This window comes from Microbacterium sp. TWP3-1-2b2 (genome assembly GCF_049896145.1).
GTDB lineage: Bacteria > Actinomycetota > Actinomycetes > Actinomycetales > Microbacteriaceae > Microbacterium.
Map to the genome: position 1 here is coordinate 326660 of NZ_JAFCTS010000001.1, position 25945 is coordinate 352604.

A 25945-nucleotide genomic window follows, 5' to 3' on the forward strand; every position below is an offset into this window, starting at 1 on the left:
TCTCACCGTTAACATGGGGAGGGTGACTGTTTCACTCAGCGACCTCCCGCTCCGCGACGATCTTCGCGGTCTCACCCCATACGGCGCGCCCCAGGCTCCACTGGCTGTCGCGCTGAACGTCAACGAGAACACCCACCCGGTTCCAGATGCGGTGGCGAGCGACATCCTCGACGACATCGCTGTCGCGCTCCGCGACGTGAACCGCTACCCCGATCGGGAGTTCACGGCGCTGCGCGAGGGATTCGCCGACTACCTCGGACACGGCCTCGACGCATCGCAGATCTGGGCCGGGAACGGTTCGAACGAGGTGTTGCAGCACATTCTGCAGGCCTTCGCCGGTCCGGGGCGCACTGTCTTCGGATTCGCCCCCACCTACTCCATGTACCCCCTGCTCGCGCAGGGCACCGGCGCGCTCTGGGTCGCAGGCCGGCGCCAGCCCGACTACACGATCACGGCCGAGGAAGCAGCGGCGCAGGTGGTCGCGGCCGACCCGGACGTCATCCTGCTCTGCACGCCGAACAACCCCACGGGCACCCCCCTCGCGCTCGACGTGATCGAGGCGGTCTATGAGGCGTCCCGCGGGGTCGTGGTCGTCGATGAGGCCTATCAGGAGTTCGCGCCGCGTGATGCGGCATCCGCCCTCACGCTGCTAGAAGGCCGTCCGCGACTCGCTGTCTCTCGCACCATGAGCAAGGCGTTCGCGTTCGCAGGCGCGCGCGTCGGGTACCTCGCCGCCGATCCGGCGTTCATCGATGCGCTGCGACTCGTTCGGCTGCCCTACCACCTGAGCGCGCTCACCCAGGCTGCGGCCGTCGCTGCGCTGCGCAATGCGTCGACGATGCTCGGCATGGTCGACGAGATCGTCGAGCAGCGCGATCGGATCACAGCGACTCTGGAAGCGCTCGATTACGAGCCGCACGAGTCGTGGGCGAACTTCGTCCTGTTCGGGGGAGTGCCAGACCCTCAGGCGACATTCCAGGCCCTGTACGAGCGGGGGGTGCTGGTGCGTGATGTCGGGATACCGAATCACCTGCGCGTCACTGCAGGCACTGAAGCCGAGACCACGGCGTTCCTGGAGGCGCTGGCGTCGATAGGATCGGCGTCATGAGTGTTTCCCGCACCGCCACCCGCACCCGCAGCACGTCCGAGTCGACCGTCGAGCTCGAACTGAACCTCGACGGCACAGGGCAGAGCCACATCGACACTTCGGTGCCGTTCTTCGATCACATGCTGACCGCGTTCGCGAAGCACTCGCTCACCGACCTGACTGTGCGGGCCTCCGGCGACACGGACATCGACGCACACCACACGGTGGAGGACATCTCGATCGTGCTCGGTCAGGCGATCCGCGAGGCGCTGGGCGATAAGGCAGGCATCTCGCGGTACGGCGACGCGCTCGTCCCACTCGACGAGGCACTCGCGCAGGCGGTCGTCGACATCAGCGGTCGCCCGTACCTCGTTCACGCCGGCGAGCCCGACGGCTTCGAGCACCACCTCATCGGAGGTCACTTCACCGGTTCGCTCGTGCGTCACGTCTTCGAGGCGATCACGTTCGGTGCAGGGCTGACGGTGCACGTGCGCGTGCTGGGTGGACGCGATCCGCACCACATCGCCGAGGCCGAGTTCAAGGCGTTCGCTCGCGCGTTCCGTCAGGCCAAGGCGCTCGACCCTCTCGTGATCGGCATCCCTTCCACCAAGGGTGCGCTGTGACTCGCAGGCCGACGGTCGCCGTCTACGACTACGGCTCCGGCAACGTCCACTCCGCGGTGAAGGCGCTCATCGCCGCCGGCGCGGATGCGACGCTGACTGGTGACCGCACCGAGGCTCTCGAGGCCGATGGGCTGTTCGTCCCCGGTGTGGGGGCGTTCGCCGCGGTCCGCGAGGCGCTTCACGCCCAGGGCGGCGATGAGATCATCGAGCGCAGGCTCGCGGGCGGTCGACCGGTGCTCGGCGTCTGCGTCGGCATGCAGGTGCTGTTCGCCCACGGTGTGGAACGCGGCAGAGACGTCGAAGGTCTCGGCGAATGGCCCGGCACGGTGACCCAGCTCGAGGCTCCTGTGCTGCCGCACATGGGCTGGAACACCGTCACGCCCGATGAGGGCAGCGTGCTGTTCCGCGGCATCGAGGACGAGCGGTTCTACTTCGTCCACTCGTATGCGGCGCAGAGCTGGGAGCTCGACGTCATTCCGCCGTTCCCGCAGCCGTCGCTCACGTGGACGACCTACGGAAAGCCATTCCTCGCCGCGGTGGAGAACGGTCCGCTCTCGGCGACCCAGTTCCACCCCGAGAAATCAGGGGATGCAGGGATTCAGCTGCTGCGCAACTGGGTGCAGAGCCTCTGACAGCCTCTCGACAGGCCGGGGCGGCAGATGTTGCGTCAGAGCCCGCGTGCGACAGCCGAGGCGGCGGAGAGCCATGCGCGCTGAGTGCGCTTCGCGAGAGCGCCGTAGCGCAGGTGCCCGTCGACCATCTCGTGATCGAAGGGGATGCTGACGACCTCGCGGGCGAGGGAGCGGTACCCGCCGACGACATGTTCGACGTCAGCGGCCGAGGCCTTCGGATCCGCCTGCGAGACCACGACGACCGATCGCTGGGCGAGCCGGGCTGACCGCTCATCGCGTTCTTCGAGGGCTTCGAGCAGCAAGGCTCCGGCTTCGGCGTGATCGTCGCGGGTCGTGGTCGCGACGACGATCTGATCGGCACGGTCGATCATGCGCAGCCACATGGGGTCCGATTCGTCGTTGCCCGAATCGATGATGATCAGCCGGTAGAACTTCGCAGCGACGGCATGGATGGCGTCGACGTCTTCGGGATTCAGGCGGTTCTCGTGCGCGAGTCTGATCGGCTTCGAGCGCAGCACATCGTACTTCTCGCGGGGCTGGTGGTGCACGAAATGCGCGAGGTCTGCGGACTGCGCTCCGGTGCCGAGCAGCCGGGCAGCCTCGGGAATCATCTCCAGCAAGGTGCGATCGTGGGCGCCGGTCTCAGTGCGCCATCCCAGTGTGCCGCGCGTCTGGTTGTTGTCCCAGGCGAGAACACCGGCCCCGCCGTAGCGGGCGAACACCGCCGAGAGCAGGATCGTCGTCGGCGTCTTCCCTGCCCCGCCCTTGCCGTTGACGACCGCGATCGTCCGGGGGCCGGGCCAATGCTGGCTCACTGCCAGTTCGTCATCACGTGCGGACTGCTCAGCTGCGTTCGGTGCGAGCTTGAAGCCCATACGATTCAGCGCACCGCGGGCGCCTTCAGTCGCCGGCTCCTCCGGACGCTCGGTCTGCAGGAAGGACGTGCGTTCGTTCAGCTCACGCTGCTGCCGTCGAGAGGGCGGATCCGCGGGCGTGTGGGGTGCGTCCTCGGTCTGCGGCGCGAAGCTGCCGCGCCGGTACTGCGGCGGCTCGGCCGGAGAAGCGGGGACTGACGAGGACGCCGGATCGACGAACGAATCCTGGGGAGTCTCACCTGATTCTGCGGGCGTCGAGGGGAGCGGCGGAACGGGTGGAACGGCCGGTGCCATCTGCGGCACAGAGCGGATGATCGGCTGCGCGTGGTCACCGCTCATGGCCGGCACATCGGCCGAAGGCGTGGGTTCTCCGGTTGCTCCAGACATCATTGAGAGCCTAGCGGCATTTGAGGCTGAGTCGACCCGGCGGTACTCTCGGTTCTCGTGCCCTCTATCAGAGCACGTCACCCCCATCCTTGAGGACGAGATGAACGACTTCGCGTCAACGCCCAAGCTCACCCTTCTCCCTGCTGTCGACGTCGCCGGGGGTAAGGCGGTCCGCCTCACCCAGGGCGAGGCGGGCAGCGAGACCAGCTACGGAGATCCGCTCGACGCCGCTGCCGAATGGGTCGACCAGGGTGCTGAGTGGATTCACCTCGTCGACCTCGACGCTGCGTTCGGACGCGGATCCAACGCTCCGATGCTGCGCAAGGTCATCAAGCAGTTCCGCAGCGTGAACGTGGAACTCTCCGGCGGCATCCGCGACGACGCCAGCCTCGAGGCCGCACTGGAGACCGGCGCGTCGCGCATCAACCTCGGTACCGCTGCGCTGGAGAACCCGGAGTGGGCAGCCGACGTGATCGCTCGCTACGGCGAGGCCGTCGCCGTCGGGCTCGACGTACGAGGCACGACCCTCGCCGCTCGTGGCTGGACGAAGGAGGGCGGCGACCTCTGGGAGGTTCTCGCTCGTCTCGAAGACGCCGGTTGCAGCCGCTACGTCGTCACAGACGTCACGAAGGACGGCACGCTGCGCGGCCCGAACCTCGAGCTGCTGCGCGAGGTCACCGCGCGCACTCCGAAGCCCGTCGTCGCATCCGGCGGCATCTCGAGCCTCGATGACATCGTCGCACTGCGCGATCTCGTGCACCTCGGCGTCGAGGGCGCGATCGTCGGCAAGGCACTCTACGCCGGCGCCTTCACGTTGGCGGAGGCTCTGGATGTCGCAGGGGACTGACGACGCCGACGATCACGGCGCGCACGACCACGGCGCAGCCGACCATGACGCAGCCCGGGCCGGTGATTCGGCCGGCGTCCCGTGGGAGGGGCGCACCTTCGAATCGAACCCCCACGCGGGTGACGACGGTGCAGCCGATCCCGCGCTGCTCTCGGCTCTGCTGCGCTTCCGGGCGGGAGAGGGCAGCCAAGCCGAAGTCATCGACGCGTTCCGCTCAGCCCGCATCCTGATCCCTCTCGTAGCCGAGAAGGGTGAGGAAGGCGTGGCGCCCAGCGGCCTTGCCGTCGACAAGACGCAGGAGCTGTCCATCGTGACGGTCGCGGCCCCGGACGGCCGCACGGTGCAGCCGGTGTTCTCCTCGGTCACGGCGATGCAGAAGTGGGATGCCTCGGCTCGCCCGATCCCCGTGGAAGCCGTGCGCGCGGCGCTTGCGGCATCGTCGGAGCAGACGGATCTCATCGTGCTGGATCCGACATCCGAGACCGAGTTCGTGATCCGTCGGCCCGCCGTATGGGCCGTGGCTCAGGGGCAGCAGTGGGAGCCCAGCTTCCTCTCACCCGAGGTGTTCACCGCTCTTCAGGAGAGCGTCGCGCGTGAGCTCGCCGTGATCGATGTCGCGGTCGAGGCGGGCGATCCGGACGCGAGGCTGAGCGGCCCGGAACTGATCGTGATCCTCGAACTCGTCGACGGCCTCGAACGGGATGTGCTGGACGCCGTGCTCGCCCGCCTTGCGCAGCGCTGGGCCGCCGATGACCGCATCGCCGTGCTGGCCGACTCCCTGACGGTCAAGCTCCGCCGCTCCGTCTGACGAACGGCCGCCTGACGAGGGGCCACCCCACGAGACCGACCTCGTGGCACGAGACCGACGTGCACAGGCTCTGTCTCGCGCGGCAACCTCGGTCTCGCGGCAATATGCTCGCCTCATGCGCAGGATGCTCGCGGTCGGGATGCTGGTGATCGCGCTGCTCGGTGCGAGCACGGGTTGCGCGCAGACGGCATGTCCCGCGATCGGCTGGATCAACACAGTCGAGGTCGATTCGTCGGCGTTCGGGCCGGGCGTGCTCGTGCAGTTCTGCGTGGATGCGGGGTGCTCAGCGGGCCCGGGCGAGGAGCCGACCACCTCGTCGGTCATGGGAGCGCCGATGCAGAACGATGACGGCGTGTTCAGCCTGAGCATGACCACGCCCGAGGAGGCGACGATCCGCGTCTACGACGCCGCCGGCACACTCCTGCAGGAATCAGACCACGACGTCACCTGGACGCATTCCACTGAACGCTGCGGCGGCCCCAGTATCGCCGCCCCGATCACCCTGACCGTATGAAACTCCGGTGGTCACCGGGGCGCGCAAGCGCGAGCCCGCGTGTGGAGCTAATTGACCGGTCCGGTCCACTTCTCGCCCGGCCCCTTGCCGATCGGGTCGGGGATGGCGGATGCTTCGCGGAAGGCGAGCTGGAGGGAGCGCAGTCCATCACGCAGCGACCGCGCGTGCATGTCGCTGATCTCCGGGGCCCCGGCTGTGATGAGCCCGGCGAGGGCGTTGATGAGCTTGCGCGCCTCGTCGAGGTCGAGCTCGGAGTCCGGGTCGTCCGCGAGGCCGGTCTTGACGGCCGCTGCGCTCATGAGATGCACGGCGGCGGTGGTGATCACCTCGACAGCGGGCACGTCCGCGATGTCGCGGGTGGCCGCCGATGCGGCGTCCTCCTGTTGCTGCCAGCGCTCGTGGCGCTCGTCGTGGCCGTCATCCTGAACCGGAATCGTCACTATGCCTTGCCTTCTGTTAGACTTTGTCGGGCTTCGGAGCGTAATGCTCCGGAACGAAAGAGGATTCACTTCCCACCCGCGCTTGCCGTTCAAGGCTACCGGGTCTTGCACTCCACCGGCTCACGTCGGCAGATCAGACACTGTCTGATGTTCAGGGTGCGAAGCCGGCGTCTGGATGCCGGTGGGTGGGGGACGATTCCAATTTCGCCCGTGACGCAGTCTGCGCCGCGGTGGCTTAATTCATCGTCTAAAAGGAGTTCCGCATCAGCGATCCCCGCACCAATGAGCGCATCCGCGTCCCCGAGGTCCGCCTCGTCGGACCCGCGGGTGAGCAGATCGGCGTCGTCCGCATCGAGGCAGCGTTGCGCCTTGCGCAGGAAGCCGACCTAGACCTCGTAGAGGTCGCCCCAAACTCGAAGCCGCCCGTGGTCAAGATCATGGACTACGGCAAGTTCAAGTACGAGGCCGCGCAGAAGGCGAAGGAAGCTCGTCGCAACCAGGCGAACACGATCCTCAAAGAGGTGCGCTTCCGTCTGAAGATCGAAGCACACGATTACACGACGAAGCTCAAGCGCGCCGAGGGCTTCCTCAAGGCCGGCGACAAGGTCAAGGCCATGATCCTGTTCCGCGGTCGTGAGCAGTCGCGCCCCGAGCAGGGTGTACGCCTGCTGCGCAAGTTCGCCGAGGACGTCGCCGAGCTCGGCACCGTCGAGTCGAACCCGACGATCGACGGACGCAACATGGTGATGGTCGTGGCGCCGCTGAAGAACAAGTCGGACGCGAAGGCAGAGCAGAACGCACAGCGTGACGCGCAGCGCGCGGCCAACAAGCAGGCGTCGCATACGACGCGTGAGACAACGGATTCGACAGAAGAAGCCGTCGCGGAGTAACACCCGCCCCCAGACTCCCGCAACGCGGGTTGAACCGTCGCCTGAGAAGGCGCCATACGAAGGAAGAGAAGATGCCGAAGCAGAAGACCCACTCGGGTGCTAAGAAGCGCTTCAAGATCACCGGCAGCGGCAAGCTGAAGAAGCAGCAGGCCGGGATGCGCCACAACCTCGAGCACAAGTCGAGCCGTCGCACCCGCCGTCTGAACCAGGACCAGGTGCTCTCGAAGGCTGACACCAAGGTCGCGAAGAAGCTTCTCGGTCGCTGAAGCGGCCGAACGCAGGAATAGGAACTCAGGAAAATGGCAAGAGTAAAGCGGGCGGTAAACGCCCACAAGAAGCGTCGCGTCATCCTCGAGCGCGCCTCCGGTTACCGGGGCCAGCGTTCGCGCCTCTACCGCAAGGCCAAGGAGCAGGTCACCCACTCCCTGGTCTACGCGTACCGTGACCGCCGCAAGCGCAAGGGCGACTTCCGCCGCCTCTGGATCCAGCGCATCAACGCTGCTGCACGCCAGAACGGCATCACGTACAACCGCTTCATCCAGGGTCTCGGCCTTGCCGGCGTTCAGGTGGACCGTCGCATGCTCGCCGAGCTCGCTGTGAACGAGCCCGCGACTTTCGTCTCGCTCGTCGAGACGGCGAAGAAGGCACTGCCTTCCGACGTCAACGCTCCGAAGTCGGCTGCGTAAGCATCTTCAGAAGACGGGCGCTTCCCTCAGGGGAGGCGCCCGTCTTCGTCTGTGTGCGCTGAGCCCGTCAATGCCTCGGCAGTGACCTTTGCCGTCGCGCTCCTCGTGAGAGCGCGGCGTCGACGATCAGCGCGAGCAGAACGGATGCCGGGTACACGAGCAGATCGCGTTGCGCGAAGCTCGAGCCGAGAACAAGCGCAGACGGCGGGAATGCGAGAGCCCACGTGCGCGGCAGGTCGGTGAGCTGCAGGAATTCGACAGCCGTGCAGAAGATGATCGCAAGCGCTGCGGGCAGCGTGCGTGAGGTCCGTGCCAGGAGGGTCGCGAACAGCAGGTAGACGAGCACGGCGTACAGAGCGTCGCCCGCGATGTCGCCCGCCTTGCCCGAACCGAACCGATGCACGAGCAGACCGCCGATGAGTACCACGACCGCCACTGCCACGAGCGCGAACCGGCGCCGAGCAGTGAAACGTCTGGTGCGATCGGTCACCTGAGTACAGTACGAACCGAACCTGCGCGCAGGCTCGATGTCTCCATGTGCGCAGCTGGGTGTCTGTGTCCCTAGACTGGGGATCGTGCTGGAGAATCCCCGGTCCCCGCGTGTCCGAGCCGTCGCGAAGCTGACGAAGCGCAGCGCGCGAACGGAGACTGGACTCTTCCTTCTGGAAGGACCCCAGTCCGTTCGCGAGGCGCTCGAGTACCGCCCTGAGGGGATCGTCGAGCTGTTCGCGACGCCGACCGGGTGGGAGAAGCATCCCGATCTGCGTGCCGCAAGCGCTGCACACGGGGTGAAGGTCGAGTACGTCACCGAGTACGTGCTGAACGCCATGGCCGACACCGTCACTCCGCAGGGCGTGATCGCGGTCGTCCGGCAGGCTCCGACGTCGGCCCGCGACATCTTCGCGGCATCCCCGCGTCTCGTCGCCATCTGCGAGGAGGTGCGTGATCCGGGCAATCTCGGCACCATCATCCGGGCCGCGGATGCCGCAGGTGCCGATGCGGTGATCCTCACGGGCCGCACGGTCGATCCCCACAACCCGAAGGTCGTGCGTGCCACGACGGGATCCCTGTTCCACCTGCCGGTGTCCGTCGGCGGAGATCTCGAAGACGTCGTCGAAAGGGCCCATGCTGCGGGCGTCACCGTGCTCGCTGCGGACGTCAAGGGCGACGATCTGTTGCAGGCCCGCGCTGACGGCGTGCTCGCGCAGCCGACGGCCTGGCTGTTCGGCAACGAGGCCAGGGGCCTGGAGGAATCAGCCCTCGCGCTGGCGGATCACGTGCTGAAGCTTCCGATCTTCGGTCGCGCCGAGTCTCTGAACCTCGCCACCGCGGCGAGCGTGTGCCTGTACGAAAGCGCCTTCACTCAGCGAGCGGCCGACGGCCGCTGACGGCGACGGCCGCCCTGCTCCACTGTTTCCGATCGGTTACAACTCGATAACCCGCCGAGGCGGATGCTGGTTCCTGCGCTCGTGCACTCACTAGTGTGGGGACATGACCGAGACTGGTGCACCCCTCCTCGTAGTGGAGAACGTTCAGAAGCACTACGGCGACTTCCAGGCGCTGACCGATATCGACCTCACCGTCAACAAGGGTGAGGTGGTCGTCGTGATCGGACCTTCCGGATCCGGCAAGTCGACGCTGTGTCGCACGATCAACCGCCTGGAGACGATCACGAGCGGAAAGATCTCGATCGACGGCGAACCGCTTCCTGCCGAAGGCAAGGGACTCGCGAAGCTCCGCGCCGATGTCGGCATGGTGTTCCAGTCCTTCAACCTCTTCGCGCACCTGACGATCCTCGAGAACGTCACGCTGGGACCGATCAAGGTGCGTGGGCTGAAGAAGGCCGACGCGGAGAAGGAGGGCATGGCCCTTCTCGAACGCGTCGGCGTCGCCCAGCAGGCCTCCAAGCTCCCGGCGCAGCTCTCCGGAGGCCAGCAGCAGCGCGTGGCCATCGCTCGTGCTCTCGCGATGCGTCCGAAGGTCATGCTCTTCGACGAGCCGACCAGCGCGCTGGACCCCGAGATGATCAACGAGGTGCTCGATGTCATGGTCGGCCTGGCGAAGGACGGGATGACGATGATCGTCGTCACGCACGAGATGGGCTTCGCTCGCAAGGCGGCCAACCGCGTGGTCTTCATGGCGGACGGAAAGATCGTCGAAGAGGCGACGCCGGAGGAGTTCTTCACGAACCCGAAGAGCGACCGCGCCAAGGACTTCCTCTCGAAGCTCCTCACCCACTGACCTTTTCTGTACACACAGCACACAAGGAGACGAAAATGCGACGCACACGGACACTGGCAGGGATCGGCATCGCGGCGGTCACGCTGCTCGCCCTGACCGCCTGCAACAGCGGCAGCCCCACGACTCCCGGCGGAGACGCCGGCGGTGACGCAGAAGAGCCTTCGACCTGGTTCGAGGTCGCCTCAGACGTCTCGCTGGAGGGCAGCCCGACGTTCGACGCCATGACCGAACGCGACGGCGTGGTCGTCGGAGTCAAGGAAGACCAGCCGGGCCTGGGCTACCTCGACGTCACGACGGGGGAGCGCACCGGTTTCGACATCGACATCGCGCGTTGGATCGCGGCATCCCTCGGATTCGATGAGGACAAGATCGAGTTCAAGCCGATCGCCTCGGCGAACCGCGAGCAGGCGATCACGAACGGCGACATCGACTACTACGTCGGCACGTATTCGATCACCGACAAGCGCAAAGAGTTGATCGACTTCGCCGGCCCGTACTTCATCACGGGTCAGGGCCTGCTCGTCGGCGCCGACACCGAGGGCGTCGAGACGCTCGAAGACCTCAACGGCAAGACCGTCTGCTCTGCGACCGGCTCGACGCCGATCCAGAACATCAAGGCGAACTTCCCCGAGATCACGCCGAAGGAGTACGACCTGTACTCGGCCTGCGTCGAGGACCTCATCAACGGACAGGTGGATGCTGTCACCACCGACCAGGCGATCCTCATCGGCTTCGCCGCACAGTATCCGGAAGATGTGAAGGTCGTCGGAGACCTGTTCACCGAAGAGCGCTATGGCGTGGGCTTCACCAAGGGCGACTCCGCACTGCAGGAGCACATCAACACGCTCTTCACCGACGGTGGCGACATCTGGCAGGCGATCTTCGACAAGAACCTCGGCGAGTCGGGGATCAAGGTCGAACAGCCCGCTGTCGACTGAGTGACCCTGGGGGCGGTCCGGTGGGCCGCCCCCTCCTATTCCTGAAGGGAAGACGATGTTCGACGTCATCTTCGGCAACCTCGACCTGTGGGGCGAGGCGATAGCCAACACGCTGCTCGTCTTCTTCGGAGGCGCGATCATCGCATTGGTGCTGGGCGTCGTGGTCGGCGCGATGCGGGTCTCGTCCGTGCCCATCGCCCGTGCGGTCGGCACCGTGTACGTCGGACTCGTCCGCAACACCCCGCTGACTCTCGTCTTCTTCTTCTTCGTCTTCGGCTATCCCCAGCTGGGGCTTCCGAAACTCGACAACCTGGTGCTGGGTATTCTCGCCATCGGCATCTACACGGCCACCTATGTGGCCGAGGTCATCCGGGCCGGCATCAACACGGTCCCTGTGGGGCAGGCCGAGGCTGCACGAGCGATCGGCCTCCCGTTCGGGCAGGTCATGACCCTCGTCGTGCTCCCGCAGGCATTCCGTTCCGTCGTGCCTCCCATGATGAGCGTGTTCATCGCGCTGCTGAAGAACACGACGGTCGCCGCCGGCTTCGCGATCGGTGAGCTCGCGGCACTGCGCGCCACCATCTACGACTCGCACGAGCGACCAGGCAACCCGATGGAAGTGCTGCTCTGGGTCGCAGTGGTCTTCGTCGTCCTGGTGCTTCTGATGAGCTGGCTGCAGAACAGACTCGAGAACCGATGGAGGATCGCACGATGACTTCCGTACTCTATGACGTCCCAGGTCCTCGGGCGGTTCTGCGAAACAGGATCCTCGGAGTGGCGACGGTTCTCGTCGTCCTCGGCGCGATCGCATTCATCGTCTATCGCTTCGCGGAATCTGGGCAGTTCTCGCCGTCGAAGTGGTACATCTTCACCTTCTCAGCGGTCTGGGAACAGATCCTCGAAGCGCTCGGCAACACGCTTGCGGCCTTCGCGCTCGCCGCGATCCTCAGCCTCGTGCTCGGCTTCGCGCTGGCGATCGGCCGTCTGTCCGAACACGCATGGGTGCGCGTCCCCGTCACCGCCGTGACCGAGCTGTTCCGTGCGGTGCCGGTGCTCGTGCTGATGATGCTGCTGTACTACGGCCTGCCCGTCATCGGCATCAAGATGGAGCCCTACTGGGCCGTGGTCATCGCGCTGATGGCTTACAACGGCTCGGTGCTCGCCGAGGTCTTCCGCGCGGGTGTCGAGTCACTGCCTCGCGGTCAGAAGGAGGCTGGATACGCGATCGGACTCCGCAAGAACGGCGTCATGCGGTTGATCCTGCTGCCGCAGGCGATCAGAGCGATGCTGCCGGTCATCGTCGCCCAGCTCGTAGTGACGATGAAGGACACCGCGCTCGGGTTCATCATCACGTACCCCGAACTGCTGTACTACGCCAAGCTGCTGAGCTCGCAGCAAGGACGTCCGATCCTCCAGTCGGCATTCATCATCGGCGGCATCTACATCGTCATGTGCCTGATCCTTTCCGGCATCGCGAAGTACCTCGAGATCCGCACCCGTCATTCGCCGAAGCTGCAGGCACTTGCCGCCGATAACGCGGCGGTCATGCACGAGGGCACCGACACCGAGATCATCGTGGCGCAGAAGGGCGCGGGGAAGTTCGACGGGACGAGCACGGGAGCCTGAGGCCGACGGGCGAGACCGGTACGCGCCGGTAGACTCATGTCTCGTGTCTGACGTTCCCCACTCTGAATCAGCAGAGATCACGCCCGAGGCGGTGGAATCCGCCGTCGCCGCAGCGCTCGATGCGATCGGTGCCGCTGCCGATACCGCAGAGCTGAAGGCCGCGCGCGCCGCGCACGTCGCCGAAGGGTCGCCGCTGGCTGTACTGAACGCGTCGATGCGCCAGGTGGCGCCCGAGCACAAGGCCGCCTTCGGCAAGCTCGTCGGGCAGGGCCGTGGTCAGGTCACCAAGGCGCTCGCCGCCCGCGAGGTCGAACTCGCCGAGGCCGAGACCGCAGCGCGGCTGGAGTCGGAGCGGGTGGACATCACCGCCGTCTCCTCGCGCACGCGCGTCGGCGCACGGCATCCGCTCAGCCAACTCCAAGACGATGTCTCCGACATCTTCGTCGGCATGGGGTGGGAGATCGCGGAGGGCCCGGAGCTCGAGCACGAGTGGTTCAACTTCGACGCGCTGAACTTCGACGTCGATCACCCCGCGCGTCAGATGCAGGACACCTTCTTCGTCGATCCGGTCGATCGCCACCTCGTCATGCGCACGCACACGAGCCCGGTGCAGGTGCGGTCGATGCTCGACCGCGAGGTGCCGATCTATGTCCTCTGCCCCGGTCGCGTGTACCGCACCGACGAGTTCGACGCGACTCACCTTCCGGTGTTCACGCAGTTCGAGGGTCTCGTCGTAGACAAGGGCATCACGATGGCGCACCTCAAGGGCACGCTGGATCACTTCGCGAGACTGCTCTTCGGGCCGGAGGCCAAGACGCGCTTCCGCACCAACTACTTCCCGTTCACCGAGCCGTCCGCCGAGCTCGACCTGTGGCACCCGACCTTCAAGGGCGGCGCACGCTGGATCGAGTGGGGCGGCTGCGGCATGATCAACCCGAACGTGCTGCGTGCAGCGGGCATCGACCCCGACGTGTACAGCGGCTTCGCCTTCGGTATGGGGATCGAGCGCGGACTGATGTTCCGCAGCGATGTGAAGGACATGCGGGACATGGCCGAGGGCGATGTGCGCTTCAGCGAGCAGTTCGGGATGGTGGTGTGATGCGCGTCCCGCTTTCGTGGTTGCGTGAGTACGTCGATGTGGCATCGGATGCCACTGCAGAAGACATTCTCGAGTCGTTGGTGACCGTCGGGTTCGAAGAGGAGGAGATCCACCGTTTCGAGGTCTCCGGACCTGTCGTCGTCGGGCAGGTGTTGTCCTTCGACGCCGAACCGCAGTCCAACGGCAAGACGATCCGCTGGTGTCAGGTGGACGTCGGTGAAGCCGAGCCGCGCGGCATCGTCTGCGGCGCGAGCAATTTCGCCGTCGGAGACAAGGTCGTGGTGACGCTGCCGGGTGCCGTGCTGCCAGGGCCGTTCCCGATCGCCGCGCGCAAGACGTACGGCCACGTCTCGGACGGCATGATCGCGTCGGCGCGAGAGCTGGGCCTCGGAGACGAGCACGACGGCATCCTGATCTTGTCCTCGCTCGGCATCGATGCCCCGGTCGGCACGGACGCGATCGAGCTGCTGGGCCTTGACGACGTCGCGGTCGAGATCAATGTCACGCCTGACCGCGGCTACGCGTTCTCGATCCGCGGAGTCGCACGGGAGTATGCGCACGCGACCGGTGCGGATTTCCGCGACCCGGCAGAGCACGAGTGGTCAGAGGTGGAGCCGGGTACAGGGTTCCCGATCTCCGTCGATGCCGTACCGTTGCGTGACACCCCTGCGGTTCAGGAGTTCGTCGTGCGCGTCGTGCGCGATGTCGACCCGTCCAGACCCACCCCGCCGTGGATGGTGGCGCGGCTCTCGCTCGCCGGCATCCGCTCGCTCGGCGTCCTGATCGACATCACGAACTATGTGATGCTCGAGCTGGGAAATCCGATCCACGGATACGACCTCGACAAACTGGCAGGCGGCATCACGGTTCGTCGCGCGCAGCACGGCGAGAAGATGAAGACCCTCGACGGTCAGGAGCGCACGCTCCACGTCGAAGACCTGCTCATCACCGATGATTCCGGTCCGATCGGTCTCGCCGGCGTCATGGGCGGCAGCAGGACCGAGATGGGCGATCAGACGCGCAATGTGCTCATCGAGGCCGCGATCTTCGACCCGATCTCGATCGCGCGCAGCGCACGACGCCACAAGCTGCCCAGCGAGGCGTCCAAGCGCTTCGAGCGCGGTGTCGACCCGCTGGTTCCGTTCGTCGCGGCCCGTCGCGTGGCCGATCTCATGGTCGAACTCGCCGGCGGCCGCATCGATGAGACCGGCGGGGCATTGTTCAGCGACGTCTCCATCGACGGCATCGAACTGCCGGCTGAATTCGTCCCCGGTCTGATCGGCGTCGACTACACCGACGAGGAGATCGTCGACGCTCTCGAGACGATCGGCGCAGAGGTCACCGAGACCTCTGACGGCTGGCAGGTCATCCCGCCGAGCTGGCGTCCCGATCTCACGGACAAGTGGACGCTGGCCGAGGAAGTCGCCCGCATTCACGGCCTCGACCGCATCCCCGCCGTGCTGCCGACGCCCCCGTCCGGGCGCGGACTCACCGTGCTTCAGCAGGGTCGTCGTCGCGTCTCGAACGCGCTGGCTGCTGCCGGCCTCGTCGAGACGCCGGCATTCCCGTTCACCACCGAGGCGCACAACGACATGCACGGCTCGGCGTCGGGGGAGCACCTTCCGAGCATCAAGCTCGCGAACCCGCTCGACGGACAGGCGCCGTTCCTGCGCCGGTCCTTGATCCCGGGTCTGCTGCAGATCGCACATCGCAACATCGCGCGCGGACTCACCGATCTCGCGATCTTCGAGACCGGCGCAGTCTTCCTTCCCGAGCCGGGCGTCGCATACGGAACGGATGAGGTGCCCCCGCTGGGTGAGCGACCTTCGGATGAGACGCTGGCCGCGCTGAACGCCTCGATCCCTCCGCAGCCCCGCCACATCGCCGCCCTTTTCACAGGGAATGTCGTGGCACGTCAGCCTGGACGCGCAGCGGAGGCGTTCGGATTGTCAGACGCATTGGATGCTGTGCGCGTGATCGCCGTCGCTTCCGGGGTCGAGATCGACGTCGTGCAGGGGCAGCGCGCTGCGCTGCACCCTGGACGCACCGGTGTGCTGAGCGTCAACGGCACCGAAGTGGGCTACGTCGGTGAGCTGCACCCGAAGGTGGCGGCTGACGCTGATCTGCCCGGTCGCGCCGTCGTGCTCGAGCTCGATCTCGACGGCGTCCTGAAGTCCGCAGGAACCCGCGTCGTCGCCGAGTCGCTGTCCACCTACCCGGCCGCGACGCAGGACGTGTCACTGGTCGTTCCTGCTTCCGTGACGGCCGGCGACCTGCGCGCAGCCCTCGTCGAGGGGGCGGGGGAACTGCTCGAGTCACTGCGGCTCGTCGACGACTATCGCGGCGAGGGCATCGCCGAAGGCGAGAAGAGTTTGACCTTCGCGCTGCGGTTCCGCGCTGCCGATCGCACACTCACGGCTGCAGAGGCGACCGAGGCGAAGCTCGCCGGCGTCGCGGTGGCGTCTGATCGCTTCGGGGCGACGCTGCGCGAGTAGCATTCGAGTCTCGTTCGGAACGCCGGTGTCTCTTCAGAGACGCCGGCGTTCTGCTTTTGATCTCGATAGGTCGAATAAATATACGAGAGAAAGCCTTGTCGAAATCGAACATAGGAACTATACGGATTCATGGAACCTTGGTTCGACGATGTGGATGACCGACCGCGTGATGCCGCGTTCTTCGTCGAGTCTGCGTTGGATGATCTGCAGTGTGCGGATGTCGATCTGAATCGTCATGAGGCGATGCGGTCTGCTCGGATCGCGGATGCTGTCGCGTTGGCGCGTCGTAATCCTCAGGTGTATGTGCATCACACGACGGACAAGGATGCCGTGGATCAGGCCGAGCGTGCCACGGTCTTCGACATCGCGTTGCGGCTGCGGTGCTCAGAAGACTACGTGCGCGGGGTGCTGTTCACCGCGGAGCAGGCGATGGCGCATCTGCCGTTGCTGTGGCAGCAGGCCAAGGATGGTTTCGTGTCGATGTATCTCGTCGGCCGCACTGTCGGGGCGTTGGCGCGGGTGCGTGCGGATGTCGGAGCGCCGGAGGAAGAGCGCGAGCTTGAACGGGAGGCGATGCGGGTGATCGATGAAGCAGCGTCGGAGTGGGCGCTCTCATGCCCACCGGCGACGTTCCTGCGCCGGCTGCGCACCCTGGTCGACCGGCTCGATCCGGTCGGACCCTCCGAGCGCCACGCCCGTAAGATTCGCGGTCGTCGCGTCGTCGTCCAGGAGGATGAGGACGGCATGAGCTGGTTCATGGCGTACATCCCGACGGTCGAGGCGATCGCCGCCAAACGCCGGTTGACGTCCGCGGCCAAGCACCTGCAGAAGGACCCGAACGAGTGCCGCACGCGGGATCAGATCCGCGCCGATCTGTGCTCCGCGTGGCTGCGCGGTATCGGCACCGCCACGGCGGTCAAGACGAAGATCTTCGTCACCATCCCGGTCGAACTCCTCGGGGACGATCGTGGCACCGGCGCCCACCCGACAGGTGGGGCGATCCGTCCGGCCGAGCTCGTCGGGCACGGTCCGATCGACCCACTCACCGCGAAGCAACTGTTCCTCGACACGAATGCGTTCCGCCGGGTGATCGTCGACCCGATCCGCAGCGTCGTCGTCGACATGGACCGCCGCAGCCGCCACGCCACCCAGGCACAACGTGAATGGCTCATCCTGCAACACGGCACCTGCGCCAGAGACGGCTGCAACCGCCTCGCCCAAGACGCCGACATCGACCACAAGACTCCGTGGGCACAAGGCGGCACGACCGACCTCGACGAGCTCAGACCGCTGTGCCCGCGCGACCACACCCACCGACATCTCACCCGCGCGATCTACCGCAGCCGCCCAGACAACACCGTCCAGGTCATCACACCCACCGGACATGAAAGCAAGCCACCTTCTCGTTCTTCCGCGATCGCCCCACCGTTCTGAGCCGCGCTCAGTGTGCGCTGCCGGGTTCACTCGCGTGTCCGTCGACGTCTCTCCTTATGACGGGCGAGGATGAACGCATGTCCTCGGAAACCGCATCCACCTGGCTGCGCGCGCAACCCGCGCTGACCGGCACGCCTCGCTCGGTCGCGTTCGATGACCTGCCCGACGATCCGACCGCACTGTTCCTGTCATGGATCAGCGAGGCCGCAGAGCTCGGAGTCGCAGAGCCCCATGCGGCGAGTCTCGCGACAGTCGATGCCGACGGCGTCCCGGACGCGCGCACGCTGATTCTGAAGGATGTGAGCGATCGTGGCTGGGCCTTCGCCGGTCATCGGGCATCGCAGAAGGCGGAGCAGCTTCTCGCGCACCCCGTAGCGGCGCTGAACTTCTGGTGGCAGCCGCTCGTCAGAGCTGTGCGCGTGCGAGGCGCGGTGGAGGAGGCGACTCACGAGGAAAGCGACGCAGACCTGGCCGCAAGATCCGCATCGGCTCGCGAGGGCATCGCGCCGGGGGAGTGGGTGCTGTGGCGCCTCGCCCCGACCAGGATCGAGTTCTGGAACGGGTCGGTCGACCGTCGCCACACGCGGATCGTGTACTTTCGCGAGGGTGACAACTGGTCGCACACGGTGACCGGCGGCGAAGCGGACGGAGCGACGACGGCATGAGCGACTACCAGGTGACGCAGATCGGTGCCCCCGAAGAATGGCGCAATCACTTCGGTGGTTTCGTCGAAGCGCGCTCCCGTGACGGCCGCAGGGTCGTCGACCACGAACTGACGATGCAGTACATCGGCATGACCGCGAACGCGCTCGAGCCCGGTGAAGAGGCCGGATACTGGCACACCCACACTCACGTGGAGGAGCTCTACGTGTTCCTGGCCGGGCGCGGACAGATGGGACTGGACGACGACGTGGTGGAGGCGTCGCCTGGCACCGTGATCAGGGTCGGCCAGAACGTGTGGCGCACGTGGCGTGCACTCCCCGACAGCCCAGGCGAGCTGCGATGGCTCTGCGTCCGATCCGGAGGCGAGCAGTTGCCGCACATCCCGGACGACGCCACGCGCGACCTCGAGCGACCGATGCCGTGGCAGGGACGATGATCGTCGCTCCCCGCCCCACCGCACCCACAGCCCCTGTCGACGCCCGCGAGCTCGGAGTCGGTCCCTACCTGAACCCAGGAGCCCAGACCGACTGGCATTACCGCAAGCCGGGCTGGCAGGCCGGCGACGCATCCAACATCGCGCCGATGCGAGTCGTCCGTGACGACGAGCGGGGGCTGGTGGCATGGCTGGCGGCCGGCTCGCTCCTGGAGGGCATGGGGGCTCCGGACGGGCAGCGCATCCGCACCGTTCCGCTCGACGAGCGCTGGCTCGTCTAGCGGACCCGGATCGTGGAGGAGTGGTGGGGCAACGGCGTACTGCGCATCGCACCTGCCGGCACCCCGTGGTCGGTCTGGTTGTTCTGGAGCGACGCCAGCGGTACGGATTGGGTGTTCGACGGTTGGTACGTGAATCTCGAGAACGCGCATCAGCGCACCGACACCGCCACCCACTCATCCGACCATGTGCTCGATGTCGAGATCGACGCCTCTGGCGACATCCGCCTGAAGGACGAAGACGAACTGGAAGCGGCGATCGAACAGGGGCGCATCGCAGCCGATGAGGGCGAGCAGATCACCCGACACGCTGAGGCTGCGATCGCAGCCTTCCATGATGGGCACTGGGCCTTCGCGCAGGAGTGGGCCGACTGGCGTCCGGATCCGGCGTGGAGGACCCCGCAACTCTCCGACTTACCGCACTGACCCCCACATGCAGGAGCCGAAGATGGTGTGATGGCCGTATGACGAACGTGCTCATTCTCGGCGGGACGGCGTGGCTCTCCGGCCGCATCGCGACGCGCTGGATCGACACCGGAGCGCGAGTGACATGCCTCGCTCGTGGCACGCAGCCTGTGCCGAAGGGCGCTGAGCTCGTCCGGGCCGACCGCGGCGATGCCGACCCGTACGGCGAGCTGCGCGGGGAGTGGGATGAGATCGTCGACGTCTCCCGCCACGCCCATCACGCCAGCGGCGCGATAGCCGCGCTGGGTGCGCGTACCGCGCGCTGGACCTATGTCTCGTCCACCTCGGTCTACGCCGACGCGGCCACCCCGGACACCGACGAGTCCGCCGAGATGCTGGCGCCGGCACAGGATGGCGACGAGTACGAGTACGGCGCGCACAAGGTCGCGTCCGAGCAGATCGTCCGCACGCTCGGCGACCGGGCTCGCATCGTGCGGCCGGGGCTCATCGTCGGACCGGGGGACCCGAGCGATCGGTTCGGATACTGGGCTGCTGCATTCGACCGCGCAGCGGAGGGGCCTGTGCTCATCCCTCGCGTTCAGGGCCGCTCAGCACAGGTGATCGACGTCGACGATCTGGTCACCTTCCTCGTGGAAGGCAGTTCCTCCGGCGCCGTCAACGCCGTCGGTGACGTGCACGAGCTCGGCCACGTGCTGAATGCGGTTCGCGCTGCCACCGGACACAGCGGCGAGGTCGTCGCCGCCGACGATGGGTGGCTGGAGGCGCATGGCGTCGAGATATGGGCAGGGGAGCATTCCCTGCCGCTGTGGCTGCCGATGGACATGGGCGGATTCATGACCCGTTCGAATGCGGCGTTCAAGACTGCGGGTGCGACGCTGACGCCGCTGTCGGAGACGATCGCCCGCATCGTCGTCGACGAGCGCGCCAGGGGAGTGAATCGTGAGCGACGCGCGGGGCTCACCCGCGACCAGGAGCTGGCTCTTCTCGCCGCTGTGTAGGCGGTCGTGATTTGCGCACCACGCACGCACGGCGCTACTGTCGCCACATGCCTTCGGCTGCAACCTCCGCTCTGACGCCCGCTCCGGGCGTCGTCGTGGTGCGCCGACGCCGCAGCCGTCTGGGCGGCCGCCGACTCTAGGCGACCCCGTGTTCTCCGACCGTCGTCACCGACGAGAGGGCCGAGCACCGGTGTCGCCGCCATCGGCCCCTGACCCCAGACCGTTAAGGTAGAACCATGACGTACTCCGTCGCCGTCTCCGGCGCATCCGGCTATGCGGGAGGCGAAATCCTCCGCCTGCTGGCAAGCCACCCCGACATCGAGATCCGCACCGTCACCGCGCATTCCAACGCCGGCCAGCCGCTGATCCAGCACCAACCGCACCTGCGCTCGCTCGCGCACCTCACACTGCAGGACACCACTGCGGAGATCCTCTCCGGGCACGACATCGTCTTCCTCGCGCTTCCGCACGGTCAGTCCGGCCAGTACACGGATGCCCTCGGCGATGTGTCGCTCGTGATCGACGCCGGTGCCGACCACCGGCTCACGTCGCAGGATTCGTGGGATGCGTTCTACGGCGGCGACTTCCACGAGCCGTGGGCGTACGGTGTCCCCGAGCTGCTGATCGGCCCCCAGAGCGAGGGCCAGAACAGCGCCCGCAAGCAGCGTGAGAACCTGCGCGGAGCCACCCGCATAGCAGCCCCTGGATGCAACGCCTCGACGGTGAGCCTCAGCCTCGCTCCCGGCGTGGCGGCAGGCGTCATCGACCCGAGCGACATCGTCGCGGTGCTCGCGGTCGGCCCTTCGGGGGCAGGCAAGAGCCTCAAGACCAATCTGCTCGCCAGCGAGATCCTCGGCAGCGCCAATCCGTACGCCGTCGGCGGCACGCATCGGCACATCCCGGAGATCCAGCAGGCCCTTCGACAGGCGAAGGGAACGTCCGCTGCAGGAGCGGACGATGTGCGCATCTCCTTCACACCGGTCCTCGTGCCGATGGCACGCGGCATCCTCGCCACCTCGACGGCGCCGATCGTCGATGGCGTGTCGGATGAGGAGATCCGCGCGGCATGGGAACGCGCGTACGGCGACGAGACGTTCGTGCAGCTGCTGCCAGAGGGCCACTTCCCGCGCACCGCCGATGTCATCGGTGCCAACACCGCCTTGATCGGACTCGCCGTCGACCGCGCGGCGAACCGCGTCACGGTTGTCACCGCCGTCGACAATCTCGTCAAGGGCACGGCGGGCGCCGCCATCCAATCCATGAACCTCGCGCTCGGACTTCCAGAAGACCGTGCGCTGTCACTGAACGGAGTCGCGCCATGAGTGTCACCGCACCCCAGGGTTTCGAAGCAGCCGGTGTCGCAGTCGGCCTCAAATCGACCGGTAAGCCGGACGTCGCGGTCGTCGTCAACCGCGGCCCGCGCAGGATCGGCGCCGCCGTCTTCACGAGCAACCGTGCCAAGGCGAACCCCATCATCTGGTCGCAGCAGGTCATCACCGACCGCACAGTCGAAGCGATCGTGCTGAACTCGGGTGGCGCGAACTGCTTCACAGGGGCGTTCGGATTCCAGACCACGCACCAGACCGCCGAGAAGGCTGCCGAACTGCTCGACGTCAGCGCCGGCGACATCCTGGTCTGCTCCACCGGACTCATCGGCACGGGCGATGAAGAGTTCCGCGCGAAGGTGCTCAGCGGCACCGAGCAGGCGATCGCCCAACTCAGCTCCGACGGCGGAGACGCCGCGGCGCACGCCATCATGACGACCGACACCGTCGCGAAGACGGCGGTCGTCTCCCGCGACGGCTGGACGATCGGCGGCATGGCCAAGGGTGCAGGGATGCTGGCACCAGGACTTGCCACGATGCTCGTCGTCATCACCACCGACGCCGACCTCGAGGCGCTCGAGGCCGACACCGCGCTTCGCCGCGCGACAGGGCAGACGTTCGATCGGCTGGATTCGGACGGCTGCATGTCGACCAACGACCAGGTGACGCTGCTCGCCAACGGCGCGAGCGGCATCCGGCCCGATCTTGAGGAGTTCACGGCCGCTCTCACCGAGCTCAGCGATGAACTCGCCGTCAAACTCCAGGGCGACGCCGAGGGCGCGAGCCACGACATCACGATCCGCGTCACGAACGCCGCCTCCGAGCAGGACGCCGTCGAAGTGGGGCGATCCGTCGCACGCAACAATCTGTTCAAGGCCGCCATCTTCGGCAACGACCCGAACTGGGGCCGCGTGCTGGCGGCGATCGGCACCACCAGCGCGCAGTTCGACCCGTACAACGTCGACGTGTGGATGAACGGCGTGCGGGTGTGCTCCGAAGGTGGGCCCGACCGGCCGAGGGAAGACGTCGATCTCACGCCACGCGCGACCGATCTGCTCATCGATCTGCAGGTGGGCGACGCCGAGGCGACGATCCGCACGAACGACCTGACGCATGACTACGTCCATGAGAACAGTGCGTACGCCTCATGACCGACATTCAGGACACACCGCCTGACCTCGCGGCCCTCAAAGCCACGACGCTGATCGGGTCGCTGCCGTGGCTGAAGAAGTTCCGCGATCAGATCGTGGTGGTCAAATACGGCGGCAACGCGATGGTCTCGGACGAGCTGCAGGAGGCGTTCGCGCAGGACATCGCCTACCTCCGCTACGTCGGCGTGCAGCCGGTCGTCGTTCACGGCGGCGGCCCGCAGATCTCGAACATGCTCGATCGGCTTGCGATCCCGAGCGAGTTCAAAGGCGGATACCGAGTCACCAACACCGAGGCGATCAGCGTCGTGCGCATGGTGCTCACCGGTCAGGTCAATCCGCAGCTCGTCGCCAAGATCAACTCCCACGGCCCGATCGCCACTGGTCTCAGCGGTGAGGACGCCGGGCTGTTCGGCGGTCGCCGCCGCGGCGTGGTGATCGACGGAGAGGACATCGACCTCGGCCGTGTCGGTGACGTCGTCGAGGTCGATCCGACCGCGGTGCTCGATCATCTGGCAGCCGGACGGATCCCGGTGATCTCCAGCATCGCGCCCGACCTCGATCACCCGGGCCAGTCCTTGAACGTGAACGCGGATGCCGCGGCATCCGCTCTCGCCATCGCGCTGAATGCGCGCAAGCTCGTCGTCCTCACCGACGTGCCAGGACTGTACGCGGACTGGCCCAATCGTGAATCGCTCGTGTCGCACATCACGTCCGCACAGCTCACCGAGATGCTGCCGACGCTGGAATCGGGCATGATCCCGAAGATGCGCGCCTGCCTCGACGCGGTCGAAGGCGGAGTGGATGCCGCGGCCATCATCGACGGACGCGTGCCGCACTCGGTGCTCGTCGAACTCTTCACCAGCGAAGGAATCGGAACAGAAGTGGTACTCGGAGAATCAGGGGTGACGGCATGACCGTCTGGCAGGAAGACGCAGCACGGGATCTGGTGCTCAACTCAGGCGAGCGGTTCGCATTGCTCACCCGAGGCGAGGGCTCGTACGTCTGGGACGACCAGGGCAAGCGCCACCTCGATTTCCTCGGCGGCATCGCCGTGACCTCGCTCGGTCACGCGCACCCGGTGTTCGTCGACGCGATCTCGAAGCAGGCCGCCACCCTCGCGCACGTGTCGAACTACTTCGCCACACCGCCGCAGCTCGAGCTCGCCGCACGCCTGAAGCGTCTGGCGGGAGCCGGCATCGATGGCCGGGTGTACTTCTCGAACTCCGGCGCCGAGGCCAATGAGGCGGCCTTCAAGCTCGCCCGCCTGCACGGCGGATCCGAGCGGCCGCGCATCATCGCGCTGGACAATGCCTTCCACGGGCGCACCATGGGCTCACTCGCCATGACTGCGAAAGCCGCGATGCGGGCGCCCTTCGAGCCGATGCCGGGTGGCGTCGAGCACATTCCGGCCACGATCGAGGCGCTCGAGGCTGCGCTCGATGATCGCGTCGCCGCGGTCTTCGTCGAGCCCATCCAGGGCGAAGCCGGCGTCGTGGAGCTTCCGGAGGGATACCTCGCCGCCGCTCGCTCACTCACGTTGAAGCACGGCGCACTGCTCATCATCGACGAGATCCAGACCGGCGCGGGCCGCACCGGCACATGGTTCGGGTTCAACCACGAGGGCATCACGCCCGATGCGATCACGCTCGCCAAGGGCATCGGCGGTGGATTCCCCATCGGTGCTCTCGTCACGTTCGGCGCAGCGAGCTCGCTGTTCACACCCGGATCGCACGGCTCGACCTTCGGAGGCAACCCGCTGGCCACCGCGGTCGCGAATGCCGTTCTCAGCGAGATCGAGAGCGCGGACCTGGTGGAGAACGCGGCCGCGCGCGGTGCACAACTGCGCACTGTGATCGAAGGCATCGGTTCCCCGCTGGTCGGCAGCGTCCGTGGACGCGGCCTGCTCATCGGCGTCGTCCTGACCGCCCCGGTCGCAGGTGAGGTCGTCGCCGCCGCGCAGGAGAGGGGCCTCATCGTGAACGCCGCCAACCCCGAGACGGTGCGCATCGCACCCGCCCTCACCATCGGCGACGCCGAGATCGAAGAGTTCCAGACGCTGTTCGCCGCAGCCCTCGCCGACGTGCAGGCGAGCGTCACGGCATCCGAAACCGGAAAGGTTCCCGCATGACCCGCCACCTGTTGCGTGACGATGACCTCACCACGGCCGAGCAGACCGAGATCCTCGATCTCGCCGTCGAGCTGAAGAAGGACCGCTGGGCGGACAAGACGCTGGCGGGACCGCAGACGGTCGCCGTGATCTTCGACAAGTCGTCGACGCGCACCCGGGTGTCGTTCGCGGTCGGCATCGCTGATCTCGGAGGATCCCCGCTGATCATCTCGACCGCGAGCAGCCAGCTCGGCGGCAAGGAGACCCCTTCGGATACGGCCCGCGTGCTCGAGCGTCAGGTCGCCGCGATCGTGTGGCGCACCTATGCGCAGGCCGGACTCGAGGAGATGGCTGCGGGTACCAGGGTGCCCGTGGTCAACGCCCTCTCCGATGACTTCCACCCGTGTCAGCTTCTGGCCGACCTGCTCACGATCCGTGAGCACAAGGGCGAGCTCAAGGGACTCACGCTGACATTCTTCGGCGACGGCGGAAGCAACATGGCGCACTCCTATGCTCTCGCCGGCGTCACGGCCGGCATGCACGTGCGCATCGCCTCGCCGGAGTCCTACGCACCACGAGCGGACGTGGTGGCCGATGCCGATCGTCGCGCGGCAGAGACCGGCGGGTCGATCGCGCTCTACACCGATCCTGTCGAAGCGGCAGCCGGCGCTGATGTCGTGGTCACCGACACCTGGGTGTCGATGGGCAAGGAAGAGGAGAAGCTCGCGCGCATCCGCGACCTCGGCGGGTACAAGGTCACAGGGGAGACCATGACGCTCGCCGACCCCGAGGCGATCTTCATCCACTGCCTGCCGGCCGATCGTGGCTACGAGGTGGACCCCGAGGTCATCGACGGCTCGCAGAGCGTCGTCTGGGATGAGGCGGAGAACCGCCTGCACGCCCAGAAGGCACTCCTGGTCTGGCTGCTCCGGCAGAACTAGT

Annotated in this window: 30 protein-coding genes; 27 read left to right on the plus strand and 3 right to left on the minus strand. The window is 66.7% G+C overall.

Features of this window, described 5'->3' with window-relative positions; all coding sequences use genetic code 11:
• Window positions 1–13 precede the first annotated feature (13 nt).
• From ACP7AR_RS01635 to hisH, 3 genes are read left to right on the plus strand one after another with little or no spacing between them, the layout of a single operon-like run.
• Window positions 14–1108: a histidinol-phosphate transaminase gene (locus tag ACP7AR_RS01635; protein WP_426181909.1), complete on the plus strand. Its 1095-nt coding sequence runs from the start codon at window positions 14–16 to the stop codon at window positions 1106–1108.
• Window positions 1105–1710 (plus strand): imidazoleglycerol-phosphate dehydratase HisB, encoded by a 606-nt coding sequence (hisB, locus tag ACP7AR_RS01640; protein WP_426181912.1) that lies wholly within the window; start codon window positions 1105–1107, stop codon window positions 1708–1710. Before ACP7AR_RS01635 ends, hisB begins: the two co-directional genes overlap by 4 nt.
• Window positions 1707–2342, plus strand: coding sequence for an imidazole glycerol phosphate synthase subunit HisH (gene hisH / locus ACP7AR_RS01645; protein WP_426181914.1), 636 nt, complete (start codon window positions 1707–1709; stop codon window positions 2340–2342). Before hisB ends, hisH begins: the two co-directional genes overlap by 4 nt.
• Window positions 2343–2377: 35 nt before the next feature.
• Here hisH and ACP7AR_RS01650 read toward each other — a convergent pair whose 3' ends face one another.
• Complete coding sequence (locus ACP7AR_RS01650) at window positions 2378–3604, minus strand: AAA family ATPase (RefSeq protein ID WP_426181916.1); 1227 nt, start codon at window positions 3602–3604, stop codon at window positions 2378–2380.
• Window positions 3605–3704: 100 nt separating this feature from the next.
• On the opposite strand from ACP7AR_RS01650, the gene priA reads away from it, so the two are divergent.
• The 3 genes from priA (at window position 3705) to ACP7AR_RS01665 (ending at window position 5773) form a co-directional block, all read left to right on the plus strand.
• Window positions 3705–4451, plus strand: coding sequence for a bifunctional 1-(5-phosphoribosyl)-5-((5-phosphoribosylamino)methylideneamino)imidazole-4-carboxamide isomerase/phosphoribosylanthranilate isomerase PriA (priA, locus tag ACP7AR_RS01655; RefSeq protein ID WP_426181919.1), 747 nt, complete (start codon window positions 3705–3707; stop codon window positions 4449–4451).
• Window positions 4435–5259 carry an SseB family protein gene (locus ACP7AR_RS01660; protein ID WP_426181922.1) on the plus strand — a complete coding sequence of 275 codons (825 nt, stop codon included), beginning with the start codon at window positions 4435–4437 and terminating at the stop codon, window positions 5257–5259. Before priA ends, ACP7AR_RS01660 begins: the two co-directional genes overlap by 17 nt.
• A 115-nt stretch (window positions 5260–5374) precedes the next feature.
• Window positions 5375–5773, plus strand: coding sequence for a hypothetical protein (locus ACP7AR_RS01665; protein WP_426181925.1), 399 nt, complete (start codon window positions 5375–5377; stop codon window positions 5771–5773).
• 47 nt (window positions 5774–5820) lie between these two features.
• Here the strand turns inward: ACP7AR_RS01665 and ACP7AR_RS01670 are convergent, their stop codons facing one another.
• The gene (locus tag ACP7AR_RS01670; protein ID WP_426187573.1) at window positions 5821–6216 is read right to left on the minus strand and encodes a DUF1844 domain-containing protein; all 396 of its coding nucleotides are present in this window, start codon (window positions 6214–6216) and stop codon (window positions 5821–5823) included.
• Window positions 6217–6476: 260 nt separating this feature from the next.
• Here ACP7AR_RS01670 and infC point away from each other — a divergent pair, with 260 nt between their 5' ends.
• The 3 genes from infC to rplT all read left to right on the plus strand — a co-directional run bounded on the left by infC (window position 6477) and on the right by rplT (window position 7789).
• A complete protein-coding gene (gene infC, locus ACP7AR_RS01675) occupies window positions 6477–7103 on the plus strand; it encodes a translation initiation factor IF-3 (protein WP_426187575.1) in 627 nt (208 codons plus the stop codon).
• A gap of 71 nt (window positions 7104–7174) precedes the next feature.
• Window positions 7175–7369: a 50S ribosomal protein L35 gene (rpmI, locus tag ACP7AR_RS01680; RefSeq protein WP_017828564.1), complete on the plus strand. Its 195-nt coding sequence runs from the start codon at window positions 7175–7177 to the stop codon at window positions 7367–7369.
• Window positions 7370–7402: 33 nt separating this feature from the next.
• On the plus strand, window positions 7403–7789 hold the full coding sequence (rplT, locus tag ACP7AR_RS01685) for a 50S ribosomal protein L20 (RefSeq protein WP_033106886.1): 387 nt from the start codon (window positions 7403–7405) through the stop codon (window positions 7787–7789).
• Window positions 7790–7856: 67 nt separating this feature from the next.
• Here the strand turns inward: rplT and ACP7AR_RS01690 are convergent, their stop codons facing one another.
• The gene (locus tag ACP7AR_RS01690) at window positions 7857–8279 is read right to left on the minus strand and encodes a DUF2809 domain-containing protein (RefSeq protein WP_426181928.1); all 423 of its coding nucleotides are present in this window, start codon (window positions 8277–8279) and stop codon (window positions 7857–7859) included.
• An 85-nt stretch (window positions 8280–8364) separates the two neighbouring features.
• On the opposite strand from ACP7AR_RS01690, the gene ACP7AR_RS01695 reads away from it, so the two are divergent.
• The 18 genes from ACP7AR_RS01695 to argF all read left to right on the plus strand — a co-directional run bounded on the left by ACP7AR_RS01695 (window position 8365) and on the right by argF (window position 25944).
• Window positions 8365–9177 (plus strand): TrmH family RNA methyltransferase, encoded by an 813-nt coding sequence (locus ACP7AR_RS01695; RefSeq protein ID WP_426181931.1) that lies wholly within the window; start codon window positions 8365–8367, stop codon window positions 9175–9177.
• Between the two features lie 103 nt (window positions 9178–9280).
• Window positions 9281–10030 carry an amino acid ABC transporter ATP-binding protein gene (locus ACP7AR_RS01700; RefSeq protein ID WP_426181934.1) on the plus strand — a complete coding sequence of 250 codons (750 nt, stop codon included), beginning with the start codon at window positions 9281–9283 and terminating at the stop codon, window positions 10028–10030.
• A gap of 35 nt (window positions 10031–10065) precedes the next feature.
• Window positions 10066–10968: a glutamate ABC transporter substrate-binding protein gene (locus tag ACP7AR_RS01705; protein ID WP_426181937.1), complete on the plus strand. Its 903-nt coding sequence runs from the start codon at window positions 10066–10068 to the stop codon at window positions 10966–10968.
• A gap of 55 nt (window positions 10969–11023) precedes the next feature.
• Window positions 11024–11683, plus strand: a complete 660-nt coding sequence (locus ACP7AR_RS01710) for an amino acid ABC transporter permease (RefSeq protein ID WP_426181940.1) — start codon at window positions 11024–11026, stop codon at window positions 11681–11683.
• Window positions 11680–12594 carry an amino acid ABC transporter permease gene (locus ACP7AR_RS01715; RefSeq protein ID WP_426181943.1) on the plus strand — a complete coding sequence of 305 codons (915 nt, stop codon included), beginning with the start codon at window positions 11680–11682 and terminating at the stop codon, window positions 12592–12594. The genes ACP7AR_RS01710 and ACP7AR_RS01715 overlap by 4 nt, the downstream gene beginning before the upstream one ends.
• Before the next feature lie 43 nt (window positions 12595–12637).
• Window positions 12638–13693, plus strand: a complete 1056-nt coding sequence (gene pheS / locus ACP7AR_RS01720; protein WP_426181946.1) for a phenylalanine--tRNA ligase subunit alpha — start codon at window positions 12638–12640, stop codon at window positions 13691–13693.
• Window positions 13693–16188, plus strand: a complete 2496-nt coding sequence (gene pheT, locus ACP7AR_RS01725) for a phenylalanine--tRNA ligase subunit beta (protein ID WP_426181948.1) — start codon at window positions 13693–13695, stop codon at window positions 16186–16188. The genes pheS and pheT overlap by 1 nt, the downstream gene beginning before the upstream one ends.
• Window positions 16189–16317: 129 nt before the next feature.
• Window positions 16318–17622, plus strand: a complete 1305-nt coding sequence (locus tag ACP7AR_RS01730; RefSeq protein WP_426181950.1) for an HNH endonuclease — start codon at window positions 16318–16320, stop codon at window positions 17620–17622.
• Between the two features lie 77 nt (window positions 17623–17699).
• On the plus strand, window positions 17700–18287 hold the full coding sequence (locus ACP7AR_RS01735; RefSeq protein ID WP_426181953.1) for a pyridoxine/pyridoxamine 5'-phosphate oxidase: 588 nt from the start codon (window positions 17700–17702) through the stop codon (window positions 18285–18287).
• Entirely contained in the window at window positions 18284–18721 is a 438-nt protein-coding gene (locus ACP7AR_RS01740; RefSeq protein WP_426181955.1) for a cupin domain-containing protein, read from the plus strand. Before ACP7AR_RS01735 ends, ACP7AR_RS01740 begins: the two co-directional genes overlap by 4 nt.
• Window positions 18718–18999, plus strand: a complete 282-nt coding sequence (locus tag ACP7AR_RS01745; protein WP_426181957.1) for a hypothetical protein — start codon at window positions 18718–18720, stop codon at window positions 18997–18999. The genes ACP7AR_RS01740 and ACP7AR_RS01745 overlap by 4 nt, the downstream gene beginning before the upstream one ends.
• Window positions 19000–19011: 12 nt before the next feature.
• A complete protein-coding gene (locus ACP7AR_RS01750; RefSeq protein ID WP_426181959.1) occupies window positions 19012–19422 on the plus strand; it encodes a DUF402 domain-containing protein in 411 nt (136 codons plus the stop codon).
• A gap of 38 nt (window positions 19423–19460) precedes the next feature.
• The gene (locus ACP7AR_RS01755; protein ID WP_426181962.1) at window positions 19461–20420 is read left to right on the plus strand and encodes an NAD-dependent epimerase/dehydratase family protein; all 960 of its coding nucleotides are present in this window, start codon (window positions 19461–19463) and stop codon (window positions 20418–20420) included.
• A gap of 236 nt (window positions 20421–20656) precedes the next feature.
• Window positions 20657–21742, plus strand: coding sequence for an N-acetyl-gamma-glutamyl-phosphate reductase (gene argC / locus ACP7AR_RS01760; RefSeq protein WP_426181964.1), 1086 nt, complete (start codon window positions 20657–20659; stop codon window positions 21740–21742).
• A complete protein-coding gene (gene argJ, locus ACP7AR_RS01765; protein ID WP_426181966.1) occupies window positions 21739–22896 on the plus strand; it encodes a bifunctional glutamate N-acetyltransferase/amino-acid acetyltransferase ArgJ in 1158 nt (385 codons plus the stop codon). Before argC ends, argJ begins: the two co-directional genes overlap by 4 nt.
• Window positions 22893–23810, plus strand: coding sequence for an acetylglutamate kinase (gene argB / locus ACP7AR_RS01770; protein ID WP_426181969.1), 918 nt, complete (start codon window positions 22893–22895; stop codon window positions 23808–23810). The genes argJ and argB overlap by 4 nt, the downstream gene beginning before the upstream one ends.
• Window positions 23807–25024, plus strand: coding sequence for an acetylornithine transaminase (locus tag ACP7AR_RS01775; protein WP_426181972.1), 1218 nt, complete (start codon window positions 23807–23809; stop codon window positions 25022–25024). Before argB ends, ACP7AR_RS01775 begins: the two co-directional genes overlap by 4 nt.
• The gene (argF, locus tag ACP7AR_RS01780; RefSeq protein ID WP_426181975.1) at window positions 25021–25944 is read left to right on the plus strand and encodes an ornithine carbamoyltransferase; all 924 of its coding nucleotides are present in this window, start codon (window positions 25021–25023) and stop codon (window positions 25942–25944) included. The genes ACP7AR_RS01775 and argF overlap by 4 nt, the downstream gene beginning before the upstream one ends.
• The last annotated feature ends 1 nt before the right edge of the window (window position 25945 follow it).

Coding starts and splice junctions, on each gene's coding strand:
- ACP7AR_RS01755 (WP_426181962.1), top strand. CDS start 19,461: ATGACGAACGTGCTCATTCTCGGCGGGACGGCGTGGCTCTCCGGCCGC.
- ACP7AR_RS01665 (WP_426181925.1), top strand. CDS start 5,375: ATGCGCAGGATGCTCGCGGTCGGGATGCTGGTGATCGCGCTGCTCGGT.
- argC (WP_426181964.1), top strand. CDS start 20,657: ATGACGTACTCCGTCGCCGTCTCCGGCGCATCCGGCTATGCGGGAGGC.
- ACP7AR_RS01745 (WP_426181957.1), top strand. CDS start 18,718: ATGATCGTCGCTCCCCGCCCCACCGCACCCACAGCCCCTGTCGACGCC.
- ACP7AR_RS01775 (WP_426181972.1), top strand. CDS start 23,807: ATGACCGTCTGGCAGGAAGACGCAGCACGGGATCTGGTGCTCAACTCA.
- argB (WP_426181969.1), top strand. CDS start 22,893: ATGACCGACATTCAGGACACACCGCCTGACCTCGCGGCCCTCAAAGCC.
- rplT (WP_033106886.1), top strand. CDS start 7,403: ATGGCAAGAGTAAAGCGGGCGGTAAACGCCCACAAGAAGCGTCGCGTC.
- ACP7AR_RS01650 (WP_426181916.1), bottom strand. CDS start 3,604: ATGTCTGGAGCAACCGGAGAACCCACGCCTTCGGCCGATGTGCCGGCC.
- argF (WP_426181975.1), top strand. CDS start 25,021: ATGACCCGCCACCTGTTGCGTGACGATGACCTCACCACGGCCGAGCAG.
- ACP7AR_RS01740 (WP_426181955.1), top strand. CDS start 18,284: ATGAGCGACTACCAGGTGACGCAGATCGGTGCCCCCGAAGAATGGCGC.
- ACP7AR_RS01730 (WP_426181950.1), top strand. CDS start 16,318: ATGGAACCTTGGTTCGACGATGTGGATGACCGACCGCGTGATGCCGCG.
- ACP7AR_RS01735 (WP_426181953.1), top strand. CDS start 17,700: ATGTCCTCGGAAACCGCATCCACCTGGCTGCGCGCGCAACCCGCGCTG.
- ACP7AR_RS01715 (WP_426181943.1), top strand. CDS start 11,680: ATGACTTCCGTACTCTATGACGTCCCAGGTCCTCGGGCGGTTCTGCGA.
- ACP7AR_RS01635 (WP_426181909.1), top strand. CDS start 14: ATGGGGAGGGTGACTGTTTCACTCAGCGACCTCCCGCTCCGCGACGAT.
- priA (WP_426181919.1), top strand. CDS start 3,705: ATGAACGACTTCGCGTCAACGCCCAAGCTCACCCTTCTCCCTGCTGTC.
- rpmI (WP_017828564.1), top strand. CDS start 7,175: ATGCCGAAGCAGAAGACCCACTCGGGTGCTAAGAAGCGCTTCAAGATC.
- ACP7AR_RS01710 (WP_426181940.1), top strand. CDS start 11,024: ATGTTCGACGTCATCTTCGGCAACCTCGACCTGTGGGGCGAGGCGATA.
- hisB (WP_426181912.1), top strand. CDS start 1,105: ATGAGTGTTTCCCGCACCGCCACCCGCACCCGCAGCACGTCCGAGTCG.
- ACP7AR_RS01705 (WP_426181937.1), top strand. CDS start 10,066: ATGCGACGCACACGGACACTGGCAGGGATCGGCATCGCGGCGGTCACG.
- ACP7AR_RS01660 (WP_426181922.1), top strand. CDS start 4,435: ATGTCGCAGGGGACTGACGACGCCGACGATCACGGCGCGCACGACCAC.
- ACP7AR_RS01700 (WP_426181934.1), top strand. CDS start 9,281: ATGACCGAGACTGGTGCACCCCTCCTCGTAGTGGAGAACGTTCAGAAG.
- pheT (WP_426181948.1), top strand. CDS start 13,693: ATGCGCGTCCCGCTTTCGTGGTTGCGTGAGTACGTCGATGTGGCATCG.
- argJ (WP_426181966.1), top strand. CDS start 21,739: ATGAGTGTCACCGCACCCCAGGGTTTCGAAGCAGCCGGTGTCGCAGTC.